The sequence below is a fragment of the Hymenobacter volaticus genome (assembly GCF_022921055.1).
GTDB lineage: Bacteria > Bacteroidota > Bacteroidia > Cytophagales > Hymenobacteraceae > Hymenobacter > Hymenobacter volaticus.
In genome coordinates this window covers 221,360-240,729 of record NZ_CP095062.1, presented here as the reverse complement: position 1 = coordinate 240,729, position 19,370 = coordinate 221,360, and the positions used below count along the sequence as shown (strand labels likewise).

General features: G+C 53.7%; 6 protein-coding genes and 1 pseudogene. 4 read left to right on the top strand and 3 right to left on the bottom strand.

Going from position 1 to position 19,370, the window contains the following annotated elements; all coding sequences use genetic code 11:
• Positions 1-204: 204 nt before the first annotated feature.
• A pseudogene (locus MUN86_RS24075) lies at positions 205-3,203 on the bottom strand (glycosyltransferase family 117 protein).
• Between the two features lie 177 nt (positions 3,204-3,380).
• On the opposite strand from MUN86_RS24075, the gene MUN86_RS24070 reads away from it, so the two are divergent.
• The 3 genes from MUN86_RS24070 (at position 3,381) to MUN86_RS24060 (ending at position 8,944) form a co-directional block, all read left to right on the top strand.
• Positions 3,381-4,769, top strand: a complete 1,389-nt coding sequence (locus MUN86_RS24070; protein ID WP_245125942.1) for a sensor histidine kinase — start codon at positions 3,381-3,383, stop codon at positions 4,767-4,769.
• 9 nt (positions 4,770-4,778) lie between these two features.
• Positions 4,779-5,459 carry a response regulator transcription factor gene (locus MUN86_RS24065; protein WP_245125940.1) on the top strand — a complete coding sequence of 227 codons (681 nt, stop codon included), beginning with the start codon at positions 4,779-4,781 and terminating at the stop codon, positions 5,457-5,459.
• Positions 5,460-5,749: 290 nt separating this feature from the next.
• Positions 5,750-8,944 (top strand): TonB-dependent receptor, encoded by a 3,195-nt coding sequence (locus MUN86_RS24060; RefSeq protein ID WP_245125938.1) that lies wholly within the window; start codon positions 5,750-5,752, stop codon positions 8,942-8,944.
• 64 nt (positions 8,945-9,008) lie between these two features.
• On the opposite strand, the gene MUN86_RS24055 is transcribed toward MUN86_RS24060, so the two are convergent.
• Both MUN86_RS24055 and MUN86_RS24050 read right to left on the bottom strand, forming a co-directional pair.
• A complete protein-coding gene (locus MUN86_RS24055; protein WP_245125936.1) occupies positions 9,009-9,257 on the bottom strand; it encodes a hypothetical protein in 249 nt (82 codons plus the stop codon).
• A gap of 313 nt (positions 9,258-9,570) precedes the next feature.
• Positions 9,571-15,018 (bottom strand): malectin domain-containing carbohydrate-binding protein, encoded by a 5,448-nt coding sequence (locus MUN86_RS24050; protein WP_245125934.1) that lies wholly within the window; start codon positions 15,016-15,018, stop codon positions 9,571-9,573.
• 1,134 nt (positions 15,019-16,152) lie between these two features.
• On the opposite strand from MUN86_RS24050, the gene MUN86_RS24045 reads away from it, so the two are divergent.
• A complete protein-coding gene (locus MUN86_RS24045; RefSeq protein ID WP_245125932.1) occupies positions 16,153-19,278 on the top strand; it encodes a hybrid sensor histidine kinase/response regulator in 3,126 nt (1,041 codons plus the stop codon).
• Positions 19,279-19,370: the final 92 nt, after the last annotated feature.

Below are 19,370 nucleotides of genomic sequence, written 5' to 3'. Positions count from 1 at the left end.
AAGAATCTGTTGCACCCAAGGCGGGAGCGGTTATGATCAACTCTTTGCCTACCCAACCAGATGGCTTAGTTTCACCTGCTGAAACTCTGCATAACTTCTTAAAATAATTGTCCCCTCTATGCAATACCTGCATAGAGGGGACCGGTTTAATTTGGAAGGTGGTAGGGTGCCGGGGTATGTAAGCTTATAGGTTCTAATAAGACCTTATTGCCCTAAGTAAGGGCGCAGCAATGCGTAGGCCTGATTAGCGCGCCGCGTGTCGCCAATTTGCTGCGCTGCCAAGTAGAGTTGTTGGATAGTAGCTAAATGTTGACCTAATTCCCGTTCGAACACAGAATTGGGATTCGTGCTATAGTAGCGCAGGGCCTGCTGGGAACGAGCAAACAATATATCCTGGAGTTCTTTGGCGCGCTTTTGCTCGCCGCCGGCTATCAAGGCAGGCAATAATTGGGGCGTGTAAAAGTCGTAAGGAATAGCTTTATCGGGCATTAGGGCCAAGCACTTGTCGGCTACTCTCCGGGCCGTGACAGAGTCGCCGGCGGCTAGATAGGCCGTTGCCAAACGAGCGAATTTATCGCGGTAGCTGGCCGGAAACATCAAGCTATTATCGTCGTGGAAGAGGGTTGGATTATCGAGGCCGCGGTAGGAAAACTGCCGCATCAACTTGTCGTAAAGAATATCTTTCTCCACGTATCCCGCTTCTCCACGTGGCTCGTAGTGGGGATCTTTCAGCGGCAAGATGCGCCAAGCCAAGCCTTCCAGCTGGAAATAAGGCTCCAGGCCGAGGTGATCTTGCGGCAACGCCACACTAGTGGCAAAGTAGACGGGCCGCTTCCATTGGTTGGCAGCCAGAATATCAAGCACCAACAGGCTCTTTTTCTCGATGGCTCCTTTGCCCAGGTTAAACTCCATTTTATCGACTAATTGGCCGCGCCGACTAGGGGAATGATGCCCAGCTTTTGCACGGCAGCAGTATCCACGGGCAGATAGAACTTTGGTGAGGGAAACGACATCAGGGTGCCGCTGCCGTCGCCGTAGCTGACTTTGAGCAAGTCGCTGTTTTCGCGCACCAAGCCGATGAAGTCGTGCAGGTTGACTTCGCGCACGTTTGGGTTCTCCACGTAGGGCAGATAGTCGTTGGTGCCTTGGCGGTAGCGGTCGGCAGGCAGCGAAACGGGCAGCGGCTGCGATTGGTACGAACGGTTCCTCATCTGCTCGACGTACCAATCGGTGTTCAAATAGCTCAATACGGCTACTCGTACGTCGGTGCGCACGCCTTCCACGGTTTGTGCGTACCAGAGCGGGAAGGTGTCGTTGTCGCCGTTGGTGAACAGGATGGCGTTGGGTGCGCAGGAATTGAGCAAGTTCCGAGCCGAATCGACAGAGCTAAAGCGGCCCGACCGGTTGTGGTCGTCCCAGCCTTCGGTAGCCATAAGGACTGGCACTGCCAAGCCGAGCAGGGTTGCCACGGCGGCACGGGTGGTAGTGCCCTGTCTTAATTTTTGCAGGAGTTCGGCCAAAGCCAGCACGCCTAGTCCAATCCAGATGGCAAAGGCGTAAGTGGCCCCGGTGAAGGTGTAGTCTCGTTCGCGCGGCTCGACGGGAGGCTGGTTGAGATACACGATGATGGCCAAGCCGGTAAACAGAAACAGCAATGCCACGACCAGCGCATTCTTGGAGTCGCGGCGCACTTGGTAGACTAGCCCTAACACACCTAGCAGTAGGGGCAGAGCCAGAAAATTGTTGCGGGCCTTGTTGTCGGCAATGTGCTCGGGTACGTTCTCGTTGCTGGTGCTCGGCCACAGCACGCCCGCGTGTTGCACGTCGCTTTCCCGACCCACGTAGTTCCACAGGAAGTAGCGCCAAAACATGTGCCCCATCTGGTAGCGGAACAGAAAACTTAGGTTCTGGCCCATAGTCGGTTTGACGCCTTCCTGAAGATCCACCCACTGCTGATAGTACGACAGGCGTTGCGCCGCCGTAGCGCTGCCGTCGGCGTAGATGCGGGGCAGTAGCATCTTGTCTTCGTCGCGGTATACTAATTCTTGGCGCTGCTCGGCTACCACGTACTTGTCGCCTTCGCGCACGTAGCGTGGCCCGGTGTCCACTTGAGCAATGGGCTGCGCAAACACGTGCGGCCCATAGAGCAAGGGCCGGGAGCCGTACTGCTCGCGCTTTAGGTAACTCACGAAGCTGAGCACGTTGTCGGGCGCGTTCTGGTTGATGGTGGGGTGGTACGAGCTGCGAATCGGTACAATCAGGTAAGACGAGTACCCAATTAGAATAAACACCAAGCCCAGCAAGCTGGTGTTGAGCAGGCGCGAACGACGACGGTACGAAAACCGAAATCCGCCAACCAACAAGCCCAGCAGCAACAGCACAAAAAGGATTACGCCCGAGTTGAAGGGCAAGCCAAACGAGTTAACTAGAAACACCTCGAAACTACTCGCCAGCGTGGGCAGGCCCGGAATAACGCCCACCAAGATGATGCCGACTACCACGCTGCTCACGAGCAACGCCAGCACGCTACCTCCAAAGGTAGGATTGGGCTGTCGGCGGAAGTAGTAAAGCAACCCTAGCGCCGGAATAGCCACCAGATTCAGCAAGTGCACCCCGATGCTCAGGCCCACCACGTAAGCAATCAGCACGAGCCATTTGTCGCTGTCGGCTTCGTCGGCCCGGTTTTCCCACTTTAGCATCAGCCACACTACCGCCGCCGTGCACAACGCGGATAAGGCATATACTTCGGCTTCTTCGGCATTGAACCAGAACGAATCCGAGAAGGTAAAGGCCAGGGCCCCGACAGCCCCCGCTCCGAGTATCAGCAACGTCTGGCCTGAAGTGGGAGACAGCAGCCGAGTGATAGGCTGGCTAGCATCTCGCAGCACCAGCTTGCGGGCCAGCAACGTGATGCTCCAAAACAGAAACAGCACCGTAAACGCACTACTTAGCGCGGAAAGCGAGTTAACCAGTACCGCTACTTTGCTGGTGTCACCGAAGCTTAGCAACGAAAACAGCCGGCCCAGCAGCAGAAAAAGAGGCGCACCGGGTGGGTGGGGTACGAGCAGCTTGTAAGAGCAGGCAATGAACTCGCCACAATCCCAAAACGAGGCTGTCGGTTCGAGTGTGAGCCAGTACACGACGGCGGCAACAGCGAAAACCAGCCAGCCAACCAGGTTATTAAGCTTTTGATAGGAATGCATACTCGACAGCAGAAAACCCATCAGGGCAGAAGTGGCCTGCCCAGGGTTGCGCCGACAAAGGACCAGAAGCGGGGTGTAAACGACTGTTATTTTGTGTTAATGATTGTTAACGGCTTGGTTGAGCGGGGGCATCCCTCGTACTTTCGACTAGCTGCTTATCAGTAGCTTCCACCCGTCATGAAAAGCCGTCTGCGTATTATTTTTTGGCTGATGAGTTTGTGTATGTTGGGCATCAACGGCTTCCAAGCCTACTGGCTCTACACCACCTACCAGCTGACCACGGTTCAATTCACGCGCACGGCGCATGAAGCGCTGCTCGCCGTGTTACAGAAACAGCAGCTAGCCGAAATGCAGACGCTGTTGCAACCCACCACACCCGGCCAGGAAACGTATGGCCGCGTCGCGCTGCCCATCCAGAACTTAGACGAGGCTGGCCGCGCCCAGCTGCGGCAGTTGTTGCAAGCCAGCAGTCGGTTTCCGGCGGATAGCCGCGTTGCGCGCCGCCAAGAAGACAGTGTGGCCCAGGCATTCCTACAGTTTCTACTGCGCAATACGGGTACTTCACCCACGCTCAATCTCACCCGCCTCGCTACGGCGTACCAGACCGAACTAAAGCTGCGCGGCGCCGAAGCCGCTTTCCTCTTCGATACTGTTGCAACGGCCGCCGACCTGCGCTTCCAACCAACGCAAGCTGGCTATGTATTGCACACGCCGCCAGTAGCTTTACCGGCCCTGCCCAAGGTAGCAGTGCGGGCTTCTTTCCAGCCGCCTTTGCCGTATGCACTGCGCCAGATGGGCAGGCTGCTGGCCGGTTCGTTGGGCTTACTATGCCTGACAACGGCCTGCTTCGCGCTGATGATGTCCACCATTCTGCGCCAGAAAAAGCTGTCCGAGATTCGGGAAGACTTTATCAACAACATGACCCACGAGCTGAAGACGCCCCTCGCCACGGTGACGGCAGCAGTGGAGGCTTTGCAGCACTTTGGAGCCCTGCAAAACCCACAGAAAACGCAGACCTACTTGGCTATTTCGCACCAAGAATTGCAGCGTTTGTCGGGGCTAGTTGACCACGTGCTGCATATGGCCGTGGCCGAGCGCCAACCGTTGCAACTGCGGCCCGAAACTGTGCGCCCCGCCGAGTTGGTGGCTGAGCTGGTCGAGCAACACCAGCTCACCACGGCCAAAGCCGTGCGCTTTGCGGTGAACGTGGCCCCGGCTGCCATTCAGTGCGACCGGCTGCACCTGCGCAACGTCATCAGCAACCTGATCGACAACGCCATCAAATACTCCCGCGACCAAGTAACCATTACCATTCAGGGGCAGCCAGAAAGCGTGGGCTGGCGCCTAACCGTGACGGATGATGGCATCGGGATTCCGAAAGACTACCAACCCGCCGTGTTCGACCGCTTCTTCCGAGTGCCGACCGGCAACTTGCACCCGATCAAAGGCTTTGGATTAGGCCTTTATTACGTTCGGCAGGTGATTGAGCGGCACGGTGGGCGCTTGCAAGTGCAAAGCGAGCTGGGTAGCGGCAGCGCCTTTTCCTTCTGGCTACCTTCGCTTTAACTGCGGCGTATGGCAACTGTTCTGCTGGTAGAGGATGAAGCAGCGCTGGCTTTAATTATCAAAGACAGCCTGGAAATGCGCGGCTTCACGGTGCAGCACGCTGCCGATGGCGAACAAGGCCTGCACCTATTTCGGCAGCAAGCGCCCGACATCGTAGTAGCCGACATCATGCTGCCGCGCCTCGACGGCTTTTCACTCGGTGAGCAGCTACGCCGCGAAAACCAAACTATACCGCTGATCTTCCTGACGGCTCGCTCGCAACCGGCCGACGTGGTCCGGGGCTTCGAGTTGGGCGGCAACGATTATCTGAAAAAGCCCTTTAGCATGGACGAGTTGGTAGTGCGCATTCAGGCACAACTCAACCGTCTGGGCTTGCCCACTAATTCGCCGCCTCACGAACCGCTAAAAATAGGCCGGTACGTTTTCGCGTATACCCAACAAAAGCTCCGGCTGGCCGATACGGAAATAGAGCTAACCAACCGCGAAGCCGAACTCCTTAAGCGCCTCTACGACCACCGCAACCAAGTGCTCGAACGTTCCACGGTTTTGCTCGACCTGTGGGGCCAAGACCATTTTTTCAACGGCCGGAGCTTAGACGTGTTCGTGACGCGCTTACGCCGCTACCTGCGCGACGACCCACAAGTGCAAATTCTTAACGTACGGGGTATTGGGTATAAGCTAATTTTTTAGGAACGCCCCGGCGTTTTTAGCGCTTATTACATTTAATTTTATTCTAGAAAATTGTTGCAGAATTAATTGCAACAGGACAAGGTGCATTTATTAGAAACGAGGCTTATCATATAAATATGATTTTCGTTTGTAGTCATGTTAAGAATGTATGTCCAAGGTGTTGCATTTAGTTTATTAACACTTGCTACATATAGCTCTAGGCTAGTTCTTGTTTATAGTTTGGTAATACAGGTATGATTTTGCCTTAATAGGGTGCCGATACTTTTGCAGCGAAACAAAAAATCCTGCAAATGGTACAAAAAATACAAAAAGCAGTAAGCCTTCTGTTATTCTTGCTCTTCTGTTGCGTGCAAACAGAGTTGCATGCGCAAACCTCGCAAGCCGGTATAAGCGGAACTATAACGGACGAAAAAAAGGAGCCGATTCCAGGAGCTACCGTCCTCGTGAAAAACGAAGCAACCGGATTTACCACCGGTACGAGTACCAGCGCGAAAGGGGAATACACTTTCCGGCAATTACCGTTGGGCGGACCCTACACCATCACGGTTTCCTTTATTGGGTACAGCACTCAAACCCGCAGCGGCTACACGCTCAACCTGAGTGATATTCTGCGGTTGGATGTGCAAATGCAAACCTCCACCAACGTGCTGGATGCGGTAGTGGTCAACGGGTCCAGCATGCAGAACAACATCCCCAATTTAGGAGCCTCTACTGCCGTTAACGCACAAAATATCAGCAAACTGCCTGTTCTCGGCCGCAATTTCACGACCCTGATCGACCTTTCCCCACTGAGCCGGGGCGGCAGCGTATCGGGGCAGCTAGCTACTTCTACCAACTACACCATTGATGGTATGACCGCTAAAAATGCCACGTTTGGCGGTACGGCGGGCACCGGGGCACCTTACTCTATTTCTATTGAGGCGGTACGGGAGTTCAAGGTGGTGACCAACCAGTATGATGTAACCTACGGCCGTAGTGGAGGTGGTACCATCAATACGGCCACCAAAGCGGGTACCAACACCTTCAGCGGCAGCGCTTTCTCGTTTGTGCGGGCCGATTGGTTGTCGTCACAGTACGATATTCGTGGCAACAAGCGGAACGTGCCGTTTTCCACCTACCAATACGGCTTTTCGCTAGGCGGCCCCATCATCAAAGACAAGGCGCAGTTCTTCGTGGCCTACGACCATCAGCGCGATGCGCGGCCGTTGCAGATTGCCGATATTCAGGGCCCTGCCGACGAGCAACGCCTAAACGTGACGCAGTCTACGCTGGATCGGTATTTAGATATTGCCCGTACTAAATACGGAGTTGCGAATTCGCCACAGTTCGGTTCGTTCGATAAAAAAGAAAACACCGACGCTATTTTTGCGCGTCTGGATTTTCAGCTAAACGACAAGAATTTATTAACTATCAGCAATAATTATATCTACGATAAAAACAATCAGAATATCAACGACAATACAGCCATTAATTTATACGAAGTGTATGGTACGAGCCGCAATAAAAGTAACAGTACATTAGCCTCGTTGCGCTCGACATTGAGCCCGCGCCTTACCAACGAATTAAAATTGCAGCAATTATCAGCTTCCGTGGAAAGTATTTCCGGGAGCCAGCTACCGTCAGGCTTCGCGACCATTCCGCGGGCCATTGTTGACCGGATTCAATCGTCGGTAGCGGACCGCAACGTTTTCACGTCCATTCAGCTCGGAGGGCAACGGTATGCGCCAGAATACTTCTTCAGTGACGTATCTCAGCTTACCAACAACGTCTACTTCAACACCGACAAAATCAACTTCACCTTCGGGACGGATTTGATGTATTCCAGCCTGGACTCGCGGTATGGCAGCGAAGTGAACGGGCGTTTCTTCTACACCGGCCTCGACAACTTCGACAAGCTGGCTCCGTATCGTTACGCCCGCGAAATTCCGTTGGTTGAAGATCCGAGCGTGCAGCAGCACTTCGTGAATGCGGGCCTCTACGCCCAAATGCAAACCAAGCTGGCCCCTGGCCTAGACGTAATGGCTGGTATTCGAGCCGATTACACTACGTACTTAGACAAGCCCAACTTCAACCAAGTGGTGTTTGACGAACTTGGCTTGAAGACTGACCACTCCTTGAACACCTTCCAGCTTCAGCCCCGGGCGCAGTTTACGTGGGATGTGGGCGAGCGGCAAAAGGATATTATCCGCTTGGGTGGTGGCATCTTTGGGTCGGATATTCTCAACTATACCATGATCAACAACATGGTATTCGACGGCACCAAGCTGGCCTCCGTGGACATCACCAATTCGGCCGCGCAGCCGAATCTGGTACCTACCCCCAACTTCCCCGGCTACCGCAACGACCCCTCCACTTCGCCCGGCGCCGAGCTGTTCAACATACCCGGGGTGCAGCGCTTATCCACCATCAACCTGAACCGGGAAGACGTGCGGATACCCGTGGTGTACAAAGCCAATTTCTCGTATAACCGCTTCCTCACCGAGCGTTTGCGGGTGGGAGCTAGTGCCTACATGAGCTTGGCCCGCAACAACTACATGTACACGGATGCCAACATGGTGGACCAGCCTTACTTCCGTTTGGCCAACGAAGACAACCGGGGCGTATACGTACCCGCCAACACCATTAGCCCATCGAATGGGGTTGCCGACTGGACGCAGGGCCGCAAAACCAACCGGGTAGGCCGCGTGCTGGCCTTGAACAGCGACGGCAAAGTAAATCAGTACGCTTTCGTGCTGGACGGTACCTATCGCTACTTCCAAGACGGCGAATTCTCGTTCAGCTACACCTACAACGATACCAAGGACAACACCTCCTACAATGGCAACGTGGCCAATACGGCCACCCTGTCCTTGCCAGTGCGCGACGACCCACGTAACCTAAGCAACATAACCGCTTCCGATAACCAGTTCCGTACCAAGGTGGTGCTGTACGGTACCCTGCCTACGTTCTACGGCGTGAGCGTAGGGCTGCGCTACTCCGGCATCGGGGGCACCCGCTACTCGCTGCTGTCGGGCGGCAACGTGAACGGTGACTTTGTGGCCTCCAATGACTTAGCTTACGTGTTCGACCCCAATGATCCGAGCGTGCCAGAAGCTATGCGCAACGGGATTCAGGGCATCTTGGACAACCCCAACGCCAGCAAAAGTTTGAAAGATTACGTGCGCCGCAGCATCGGAAAAGTGGCAGAACGGAACGGCGGCGTCAATGACTTCTACGGCCAGTTTGATATCCGGGTGGCCAAGCGCTTCAAGACCTTCGGCGACAAGCAGTACGTAGAATTTTCCGGGGACTTGTTTAATGCCGCCAACTTCTTGAACAAAAAGAACGGGGTGATTGAAACCCTCGGCAACCAAAACATTTACTCTATAGCCAGCTTCAACCAAGCCACCAGCACTTACAATTATACTGTCAATGCCAACACGGGCGTGGTTTCACCATCTGGCAATCCGTACCAGTTTCAGATTGGCCTGCGCTACGGGTTCTAAGTTTTCAACTAGCGCTTAAACAGAAAGCCCATCCTATATACTGGATGGGCTTTCTGTTTAAGCGCTAATTGAAAATTCTCGTGAAGCACGTATGCAATTCTTCGTACAGCTCTAGTGGTACGCTTGGCTCGATATAGAGGCGGGCGCGTTGGCTGGTTAGCTCCAGTTTATAGCACGCTTCAATAGCCATGCCCTGCGCTAGCAAGTAAGCCCGATGGTTGTAGGCTACCTCCATTACACGCGCTAAAAACAGACGCTTTCGGGTGGCGTTTTTCTCCCCTAGTAGCAAGTCGTTGAAGTTGTCGTGGTCCATAAGAGGTTGATTGCCAAGTTTACTTGCATAAACTTGCTTAGAAATTAGAACGTCTTCCCAAGCGCACTACGCGAGGTTGAACTTCCGAACGAGAATCAACTCTGCACGTGCTGCCAACCTCTGACGAAGAGCTATTACTTAAGGTTTTATTTTCTGCCTGGACATGACTTCGCATTGTTCAGTTTAAGTGGGAGAAGCCTCGTGAAATGCAGTGGAATGCACACAATAAAGCCCCAACCATGTGGAAGGGGCTTTATTGTGTGTGGGCCGTAAAATATTTAGGGCGTTCCGCAAACGGCCGTTGCTTACCGAGTTATTTACGCATCAGTTTCACGCGGGCTTGCGCCTTATTGCCCTCCAACTGTAGGTAGTAGACGCCCTCGGCAAGCATTTGCTGCGAGAAGTCGAAGAAGAGATGCGGAGCGCCGCCCGATACGGTGCGCTTACCGCTGCTTACGGTCTTGCCAAGTGACGATACTAGCACATACGAAACTTCTCCTTGGAATGCAGCTGGCAGCCCAACGCTAAACAGGCCGTCGGCGGATGGGTTCGGGTACAATATCACTTGCGAGCTGTACGAAAGAACCGGTTTGTCCGCGGCCAGTGGACTAGAGCCAGGGACCGCCAATGTGCTCAAGCTAGCCTCTGCGCTAGAACGAGCGCCCGAACCGGTCAATACTTCGATAGCCGAGACCTTGGGTTCGTCTTTGCCGGCTGTTCCTTTCGCAAAAGCCAAAGTCAAGGACCCGTCGTTGACAGTTACCGTGAAGGTTTCGACCCTAGCAGTATTGCGTCCCACTTTCGAAAGGATATCATAGGCCGTCAGCACTTTCGTGCCCTCAGCCGAAACGTCGAACACGCGTTGCCCAACTGCATTCCAATACACCTCAGCAAAGTGGAGCTTGACGGTGTAGGTACCGTTGCTCACAGGTAAAGCATAGGTCATTGTGCCCCAGCGCTCGGTCTGGTACAGTACATCATCGGTGGTACCCGCAATGGCCGTGTTGGGAGAGGAAGAGGGGAAGCCTCCGCTGGCGTATTGGTCGGCTGCAAAGTTGCCAACCGAGGTTGAAGCTGCCGGGCCACCGGCATTGAGGCGGTAGACGGCCGTGCCGGTTGAAGTGGAACTTACCGTTACCGTCACTTGATCGGCAGCACTGGCGAGGCCGCTATTATCGGTGACCACCAAGCTGAACACATACGGGCCCGCCACTAGTCCGCTTACAGTAGGTGCAGCTACGGTTTTACTGGAGAAGGTAGCGTTGTTCGGCCCGCTTACTTGCGTCCAGGTGAAGCCGGAAACAGAACCATCTGGGTCGGAACCCGAACCACTCAGCACCACACTATTGGTTGGTAAGGTAACGGACTTATCGGGACCGGCATTAGCTACTGGTGCTGCATTGTTTGGGAGGGTATAGATTTCAATAGCCGAGATTTTCGCATTGTCAATTCCGCCATCAGCAGCCAGTGAGCTGAAGTTGATATTGAGCACATCATCGGCCACGGTGGAGGTGGTGAAGGTTTCGGTGGTGGCCACGTTAGTGCCCACCTTCTTGAAGATGTCGTAGTTGTCGAGCACCTTACTACCTTCAATAGACACGTCGAAGACGCGCTGGCCGACGGTGCTGGCGTAGATTTCGGCGAAGTGGAGCACAACGCGGTACCGCTTGCCACTGCTCACCGCAAAGCCGTATCCAAAAGAGGTGCCATAGCGTTCCGTCTGGTACATCGCATCATCGTCGGTACCAGCAATGCCGGCGGAGGTAGCGAAAGTGGTGCCCCCCGTGAAGTACTGATCGGCGGCAAACAGGCCAATGGAATTGGTTACTTGGCCGCCGCCGGCATTCACACGGTACAATGGCGTGTCACCTGCCCCAGGAGCCGAATTTACGGTCACAGCTACCTGATCGGCGGGGCTAGCCAAGCCGCCATTATCGGTGACTACCAAGCTAAACACATAGGGGCCCGCCACTAGTCCGCTGACGGTGGGCTGGGCGACCGTTTTGCTGGAGAAGGTAGCGTTGTTCGGCCCGCTTACTTGCGTCCAAGCATAACTGGCAATCGTGCCGTCGGGGTCAGTGCCTGAACCAGTTAAAACAACGCTACTGGTAGGTAATGTGATGGTTTTGTCGGGTCCTGCATTGGCTGTTGGTGCAGTATTGCTAGGTGAGCCACCTGCGATGACCTCGATAGCCGAAACCTTGGGCTCATCTGCACCCGCCGTTCCTTTTGCAAAGGCTAACGTAAGCTGCCCATCGGTAACGTTGACCGTGAAGGTCTCGGTCGTAGCCGTGTTCTGGCCGACCTTCTTCACAATATCGTAGGCGCTAAGCACCTTGTTGCCTTCCGCTGACACATCAAAGACGCGTTGCCCAACTGCATTCCAATACACTTCGGCAAAGTGGAGCTTGACGGTGTAGGTGCCGTTGCTGACGGGCAAGTTGTAGGTCATCGAGCCCCACCGTTCCGTTTGATACAAGGCATCGTCTTCAGTACCGGCAATGGGGTTGCTGCCACCCGAGGCGTTGCCACCCGAGAAGTACTGGTCGGCCGTGAATGCGCCGATAGATGTAGTAAGGGCAGGCCCACCCGCATTGATACGGTGCGTTGACGCGCTAACGGGTTTAAGAACCTCGATGGCAGAAATCTTAGGTTGATCCACGCCAGAAGTACCAGGCGTGAAAGCCAGCGTAAGTACCCCATCCGTAACGTTGACGTTGAAAGTCTCAGTGGTAGCTGTGTTGGGGCCCACCTTCTTAAGAATATCGTACGCTGCCAGCATCTTCGTGCCTTCGGCCGTTACGTCGAACACGCGCTGACCCGCAGCCGTCCAGTAAAATTCGGCGAAGTGCAGCTTAACCGTATACTGCCCATTGGGTACGGGCATGGCGTAAGTGGAAGTGCCGTAGCGCTCCGATTGATAAATAGCATCATCGGTGGTGTTGGCAATAGCCACCGATGAACTAGCTACGCTGCCTCCCGAGAAGTATTGGTCGGCGCTGAAGGTGCCGATGGAATTGATTACTTGGCCGCCGCCAGCATTTATGCGGTATACGGCCGTGTTGTCCCCCGTTCCCTGATCGGCCGTGACGTAAATCAAGTCCCATTTAGCCACAAAAGGAGAGGAGCCGCGAGAGGTAGCTATTAGACCTACAGCGTAGGCTTTGTTGCTCTGCACCGCTGCCAGCAGTGCCCCACTCAGTTGCACCGGATTGCCTAGATTGGTGGTTATGCCCCCATTAATTGCATACTTGGGCTGCACCGTACCCGTGGCGGGGTTCACACTGAAATAGAAGTCGAGAGTCGAACTAGGTGAGCCACCTGGCAGCGCGAAGTTAGTGACTACGGGCACGCCTGCATTCTCGTGCACGATCTGCAAAACAGCCACGCCACCACTTGCCGCAATGGCAATCTTGAGGTAGTTGTTTTGGTCACCGGTGCCGAGGTAGATGCCCTGCGACTGGAAGGCCTGTGGCGTCTTGCCATTGAAAAAAGGTCCGAGCAACCGACTCTGTATCGTGAAAGGCACACCCGTCGATTTAACCCCGAATTGGAATGCATCTTCTTGCGTGTTTAGGGAGCCCTGTGCATCTCCCGGCGCCACGTTGGTGATAGAGAAGCTACCCACTGCGCCGCCAGCAATCAAGTTTTGCTCCTCAAACGAATCGGAATAGATGCTGTCGCCGTTGCTCATCAAGCCCGTGAAGCCAAGGCCGAAGAGGCCCGTGCCGGGGTAGTTGTTGAACAAGTCGTACTTGATAGGCAAGTTCGTGGCTAGGCCGTTGTCTTTGTCGAGGGCGAAGAAGTCCTTGTTGTCGGCCAGCCCGTCGCTGTCGTCGTCAGGGTCGTTAAGGTCAGATATCTTGTTGTTGTTGGCGTCGTCGGGGCGACTTGCAGCCGAGCAGGGTTGAGTGCCGTTGTCGATTTCGTCGGCGTTGGTGTAGCCGTCCTGGTCGTCGTCGTTGCTGTTGTAGTTACCGGTGCATGTTAAGAAGTCTTGCGGCTCGAAGACGGTAATGGCGCTGGCTCCGTAAGTAGCGGCCCAGACAGTGCCAGGGAATATCTCGGTGTCGCCTTGCGCTGTCACGTCGAGAGGCGTGGAGCCGAAGTTGGAGGCGAAGGGCAGGTCGGAGTTGAGCTTGTTGTTTGGGTCGTACGGGTTGGTCACCCCTGTGCCATCCGCTGTCAGCGTTATCTTGGCAATAGTACCATCGAATGTACAGGCCAGCAATGAGCCTTGCAGCGCATTGCTAAAGTTGGAAGCCGTGTATTCGCACATGCCATTCGTGGAAGAAGAAAACGTCAGCAGGGATTTGCTGGCGGCACTGCCGGGCATCTGAAAGTCACCTTCAATGGTATTGGTTTTGGCAACGGGTGGCCAGTCAGTGGGCAATGGGTTTGTCCCGCTTTTGCTGTTGCGCCACACCCCGCTGGTACCGTTGTGGGTATAAAGGCCCGCACCGTTTGGGTTGGCGCGAGTAGGAGCAGGGTGACCCCCATAATAAGTACCCGCGGAGTAGGTAGTAAGGTTGCCGATGTAGTGCAGGTTGTCGAGGTTGTTAACGGTGCCCTCCGTGGCCGATGGGGTGCTCGAGCCCGGCTCACCATTGACGTAGTTGTTGGTAACGTTGGGTGTCCCCTCGTTTTCTGGGTAGCCGCCCCAGCCCTGGTTCGCGCCGTTGTCGATGGTGTAGAGGCGGCGGTTACGGGTGAGGACGAGGTCGTAGGGGTTGCGGTAGCCGGGCGAGAAGATTTGCACTGGCCCATTAGCAACTATCTTGGCCTGGTTCAGCCCATCGTTGCCACCAAAGGGGTCCATAGCGTCGGGGTTACCGGCTCGGGTGGGGTCATCGAGGGTAGGTAGGTCGTATTTGTAGGCAGTGTTACCGCTGCCTAAGGTAGGCAGCGCGTCAATGGCCGTTAGGTTGATAGAAAGAATAGCTGCTGAAAGAGCATACTCGGGCGTGAAAGCGAAGTTGACCGAGGGCGAGCCCGCGTTGGTGTGGCCGCCTTGAGCTAGCAGCAGCGTGTTGGTCTGCGTGTCGAGCTGCATACCGTTAGAGGAGTGATTCTCCTCGGAGCGGGGCAGTCCACGCACAAGATCGATCTTGCTCCAGGTACCATTTGTACGGGTCAGGCGCGAAACAATGCCGGAGTTGGTGTCCAGGTTAAGGTCGCCCCCGGGCCCACCGATGCGGCTGTCGGAGGAAGAAACGTAGAGCACGGGGTTCGTGTCAGTGCCCTTCACTAAGATGCCCGTTACTTGCCGCGTCTGCACGCTGGCATTCAACTGCCCATTGTCATCGTGATTGGGTATCGAATTAATCAAACTGATGGTTTCGGTAGCCGTTACCGAATAATCGTTAACCCCATTGCGCTTGATTGTGAAGGCTTTAATAAGACCATTCTGTTGTGAGACGTAAAGGCGGCCATCAGGACCGAACTGCAACGAGGTGGGGTTTTCGAGCGTGATACCCTTCAAGGCGCTCGGGGAGAACGAGAAGTTATATTGCGCATTGGCCAAACGTGCCCCTGACAACGGCTCGGGTGGCAACTTGGCTTTTTTCTTTTTTTTCTCTTTGTCGTTACCTGCCGCTGCTGCCATACGGTTGATTAATCCCGGCGCCAACGTGCGTGGCTGCGACGATTGTGCCCATGAGGCCGTTGGAGTGGCTGTTGAGAAGCAGAAGCCAATGATGGCTAATAGCAGCAGGTAGCCCTGACAAAAACACCTGCTAGGAGAGTAGAGGTTGTAATCCATGGAAACGGGTAAAGAATAAAGGGTGGTGGTTTTCCGTGAGCAGCAAGCGCTATTGCTTAGCTGCGACCAGTGACTCGGTGAGTGGCATGCACGGAGTAGCTGCACGCCGTGCCTTGTAAGTCAAGCTCAACTGTTGAAAAAGGAGAAGAACCTACGCTTGGGTTAGGCAACCAGAGCAGCAGATCGAGTTCCCTCTTGCGAGTTCCCTTGTAGAGCGGTCAAGCTGTCGAGCCAGAGGCTGTGGAAAGCATAAGTACGCCAAGCTCATGCCTTAGCGTAGAGCTGTATATCGCGAAGGACAAGCACTTAATCCTGCGCGTATAGTATCGGTTTACCTTACCGGATTAGATAGGTAAACTAATCGTCGAGACTTAGATGTAGCTACATTTCAGTTTATATAATTTTAATCATATACTTTCAAATCAACCAACTCGCTATTCTGCACTAGTAACTACTCGGATTTTGGTATTCGCGCTTATTCCCCACCTTTTCAGCACCAATCCCTGTAGTTTCTAGACCAAGGGCCAACGGAAGCTCTATTATTTGATATATGTAAACTATCAAATAATTTTTGTAAATACTCTAATAAAAATAAACTCTTTTTAGGCGTTAATTAAGAACCACTATAAAAATTTGGATATTTAATTGGCAAGAAGCGACAAAAATCTTAGCAAATCCCGCTCTATTCTCTGCTAAAAGGAGAAATCTAAATTTGGTAATACACGAAATGTGTATTTTTAGGATATTTTCAATAAAACTATACAATTGCATTCTGCTAGAGTATGCTGATAAAAATCAGGCTTACTGCGTGACTTCTCTATTCGCCAGAGGTGATTTGAACTGGTCGGAGCATTGTTCGATAGGTGTCTCTACGCTTTACTATATCCCACGCGAACAGAGTACTAAGCACAAGTATCGAGAAGCTGATGAAGGTAGTGATGCTGCATTGTACACTGTAGAGTGATGGGTGAGATTGACATAATTTTTATACACTTGTGTTTTACAAGTTGTTATTAGATTAGTTATATTAAATAATATACAATATGCTGTAATTCAATAGATTAAATAAAATAGTATTGGTCATGTTACTTTGTCTATATTTGCTGATCTGTACATTTTATATTTATGTGTTGCATGGCTATTGCTGCCGCATCTTTCTCTGCTTGTGATTATTCAGCTTCTGCTCCCACCGACGAGCAAGCGTGGCGACTGTGGGCTGAAGAGCGCTTGGCCTGGCTGGAGCAGGCGCTTGCTGAAGCCCAGGCCCAAGCTCGGTATCAGGAAGCGCGTTTTACTGGCTTAGTAGAAGCACTACCTGGCCATGTCGTTATCACCACCGAGGAAGGAAACATTGCAGCAGCCAACTCTTCGGGTCGCGATTGGCTCAGGACAGCAGAAGCCGACAAGCCGGAAGCGGAAATGGTATTGGCCTTGCAACAGCAGTTCCAAAACCCAGCAGATTTCTTGACGCGCGCGCAGGCTATGCAGACAAGTGGGCACAGCGCGTATGATCAGCGAGCAGTATTGGCAAACGGCCAGGCGACAAGATGGGACTACTTGGTGCTTGGTGATGGATCCTTTGGCCACGTACAGTGTTTTCAGCCATCTGCGCACGATACCAGTTGGCTGTTGGCAGATCATCCGCACCCCGTAGTTGAGATTTCGGCAACCGGACAAGTGCTATACACGAATGCTGCCGCCGCTACTCTCATAGAAACCCTCGAGCAGGAGGGCTTGAACAGCAGTAGCCTACTGCAACCCATAGTACAAGCTGCTCTGCATACCGGGACCCTGCAAGCAAAAGAGGTGCAAGTGGGCAGCCACTACTACCAAGTTACTGCCGTAGCCGACCAAACCCGCGTGCAGCTATGCTTTACTGATAGCACCGCTTTGCACCACGCCGAAGCTGAACTTGTCAAGCAACAGGAATTCTACGAAGCCATTCTGCACGAATTGCCAGTGGAAGTTGCGGTTTTCGATGCCGCGCATCGCTACCGTTTTGTTAATGCCCGTAGCATCTCAAATCCCGAACTGCGAGCTTGGATTATTGGGCAAGACGATTTCAGTTATTGCGAGTATCGCCAGCGTCCCCGCGAAGTGGCTGTGCATCGGCGGCAATGCTTCGAGCATGCTGTGCAGACCCGGACCTCTTCTATGTGGGAAGAAACGATAACAACCACTGCTGGGGTCCGGTACGTACAGCGTTACTATCGGCCCATATTTGCAGCAGATGGTTCGCTGCATTTGGTTGTGGGCATGGGCATTGATGTAACCGAGCGGCGGAACGCGGAAAAGCAACTCGTTGATCAGCGGGAGTTCTATGAATTTGCGCTGGATCAGTTGCCGTGCGACGTAGGCATATTCGACAATCAATTTCGGTACTTGTATGTCAACGCCAGCGGAATCAAAAACCCGGAAGTACGCAAATGGGTGATTGGCAAAGACAATTTTGAATATTTTGCTCGCAACAAGCGCCCGATAGCCATGGCCGAGGAGCGCCACGCTCGCTTCGAAGAGGCCGTGCGCGAGCGCCGTCTCGTGACGTACGAGGAAACCTTCTTTCGCCCCGAAGGAACCCGGCATCAGTATCGGTGCCTGCAGCCCGTGTTCCACCCAGATGGCTCTTTGCACCTTATTATAGGGTACGGCTTGGATGTAACGGACCGGGTTGCCACCGAACAAGCTTTGCGCCACGCCAAACTAGCGGCCGAATCGGCTGTGCGGGCTCGCGAGATTTTCCTGGCCAATATGAGCCACGAGATTCGCACGCCCATGAATGCTATTTTGGGCATGAGCCAGCTACTAGCCAAAACGCCGCTCACGCCAACCCAGAACAGTTATCAGCAAGCAATTAGCACGTCGGCAGAAAACTTGCTGGTTATTATCAATGACATTCTCGACCTCTCGAAGCTGGAGGCCGGCAAAATGGTGCTCGAGCAAGTGGGTTTCTCGCCCATGCAGTTGCTAAACCAAGTGGAGCAGACGCTGCACTATAAAGCTGCAGAAGCTGGCCTCACGCTGCTCACGCAGGGCAGTTCGCAACTGCCAGCCGTGCTGCTTGGCGACCCTCACCGCATTACGCAGGTGCTCTTGAATCTGGCTGGCAACGCCATCAAGTTCACGGAAAAAGGGCAAGTGGTAGTGTCGTGCGACATAGTAAGCACAAACGAGGAAGAGGGCGTAGCAGAAGTGGTATTCCAAGTCACGGATACTGGCGTTGGTATTGATCCTGCTTTCCTGACGCGCATTTTTCAAGAGTTCAGCCAGGAAGATGCGTCGGTGACGCGCAAGTTTGGCGGCACCGGTCTTGGCCTCTCTATTTGCCGCAATCTGGTGAAGCTGATGGACAGTGATTTGCAGGTCACAAGCCAAAAGCAGCAAGGAACGGTAGTGCAGTTTACCTTGCGCCTGCCGGTAGGTACTTCCACCGATTTGCTGCCCCAGGCACTGCTGCCAGCCGACAGTTCCGTTTACCAGGAATTGCGCTATAAGCATGTGCTACTGGTGGAAGACAACCATTTCAATCGGCAGATTGCCAAGACATTCTTGCAGCACGCCCAGATGCATGTAACGGAAGCCGAACACGGTGCACAGGCCGTGGCGTTGGCTCAAGAACAACCGTTCGACCTGATCTTGATGGATATTCAGATGCCGGTCCTGGATGGCTATGCTGCCACCGATGCCCTGCGTCAACAACTGCACCTAACAACTCCGATTATTGCGCTGACAGCTAATGCCATCAAGGGCGAACGGGAAAAGTGTTTGGCCGCGGGTATGAATGCCTATCTCACCAAGCCATTCAAAGAAGCTGAATTGCTACAGGTCGTAAGCGAATGGGTAGCGCCGTGCGCGGCCGTGCTAGCACCTGCGGTTAGCTTAGCGGAGGTTCCTGCCCCGAAGTCAGCCCTCTACGAAGTAGAAGAGTTGTTGCAGGTTGGGCAGGGTGACCTTTCCTTCGTGACTTTCATGCTGGAAACTTTTGTTGAAAGCGGTGAGGAAATGCTACAGGCGTTCAAGCAAGGCCTGCAGGAGCGGTGCGTGGCGCAATTGAAAAGCGCCGCTCATACGCTTAAGCCAAGCTTGGCCCATTTGCACGTCTGGCACTTAATGCCCCAAGTAAGTCAACTAGACGAGTGGCAAGGCGAGTTTCAAGAGGCGCCCTTGGCAGCTTTGGTAACTGCTATTTCGCAAGGGCTGCAAGAAGTCATGACCCATATGAAAAGATCTTTCGCGTTGGCCTCGTTACCTGCAACCAGCTAAAAGCCAGCTGAACGCTCCACTAAATAAGGCAATAAGAAGAGCATCTTACCGGTTGATTGCAGTTGATTGATGCTCGTGAAGCGTAGCACGCG

Coding starts and splice junctions, on each gene's coding strand:
- MUN86_RS24070 (WP_245125942.1), top strand. CDS start 3,381: ATGAAAAGCCGTCTGCGTATTATTTTTTGGCTGATGAGTTTGTGTATG.
- MUN86_RS24065 (WP_245125940.1), top strand. CDS start 4,779: ATGGCAACTGTTCTGCTGGTAGAGGATGAAGCAGCGCTGGCTTTAATT.
- MUN86_RS24060 (WP_245125938.1), top strand. CDS start 5,750: ATGGTACAAAAAATACAAAAAGCAGTAAGCCTTCTGTTATTCTTGCTC.
- MUN86_RS24055 (WP_245125936.1), bottom strand. CDS start 9,257: ATGGACCACGACAACTTCAACGACTTGCTACTAGGGGAGAAAAACGCC.
- MUN86_RS24050 (WP_245125934.1), bottom strand. CDS start 15,018: ATGGATTACAACCTCTACTCTCCTAGCAGGTGTTTTTGTCAGGGCTAC.
- MUN86_RS24045 (WP_245125932.1), top strand. CDS start 16,153: ATGGCTATTGCTGCCGCATCTTTCTCTGCTTGTGATTATTCAGCTTCT.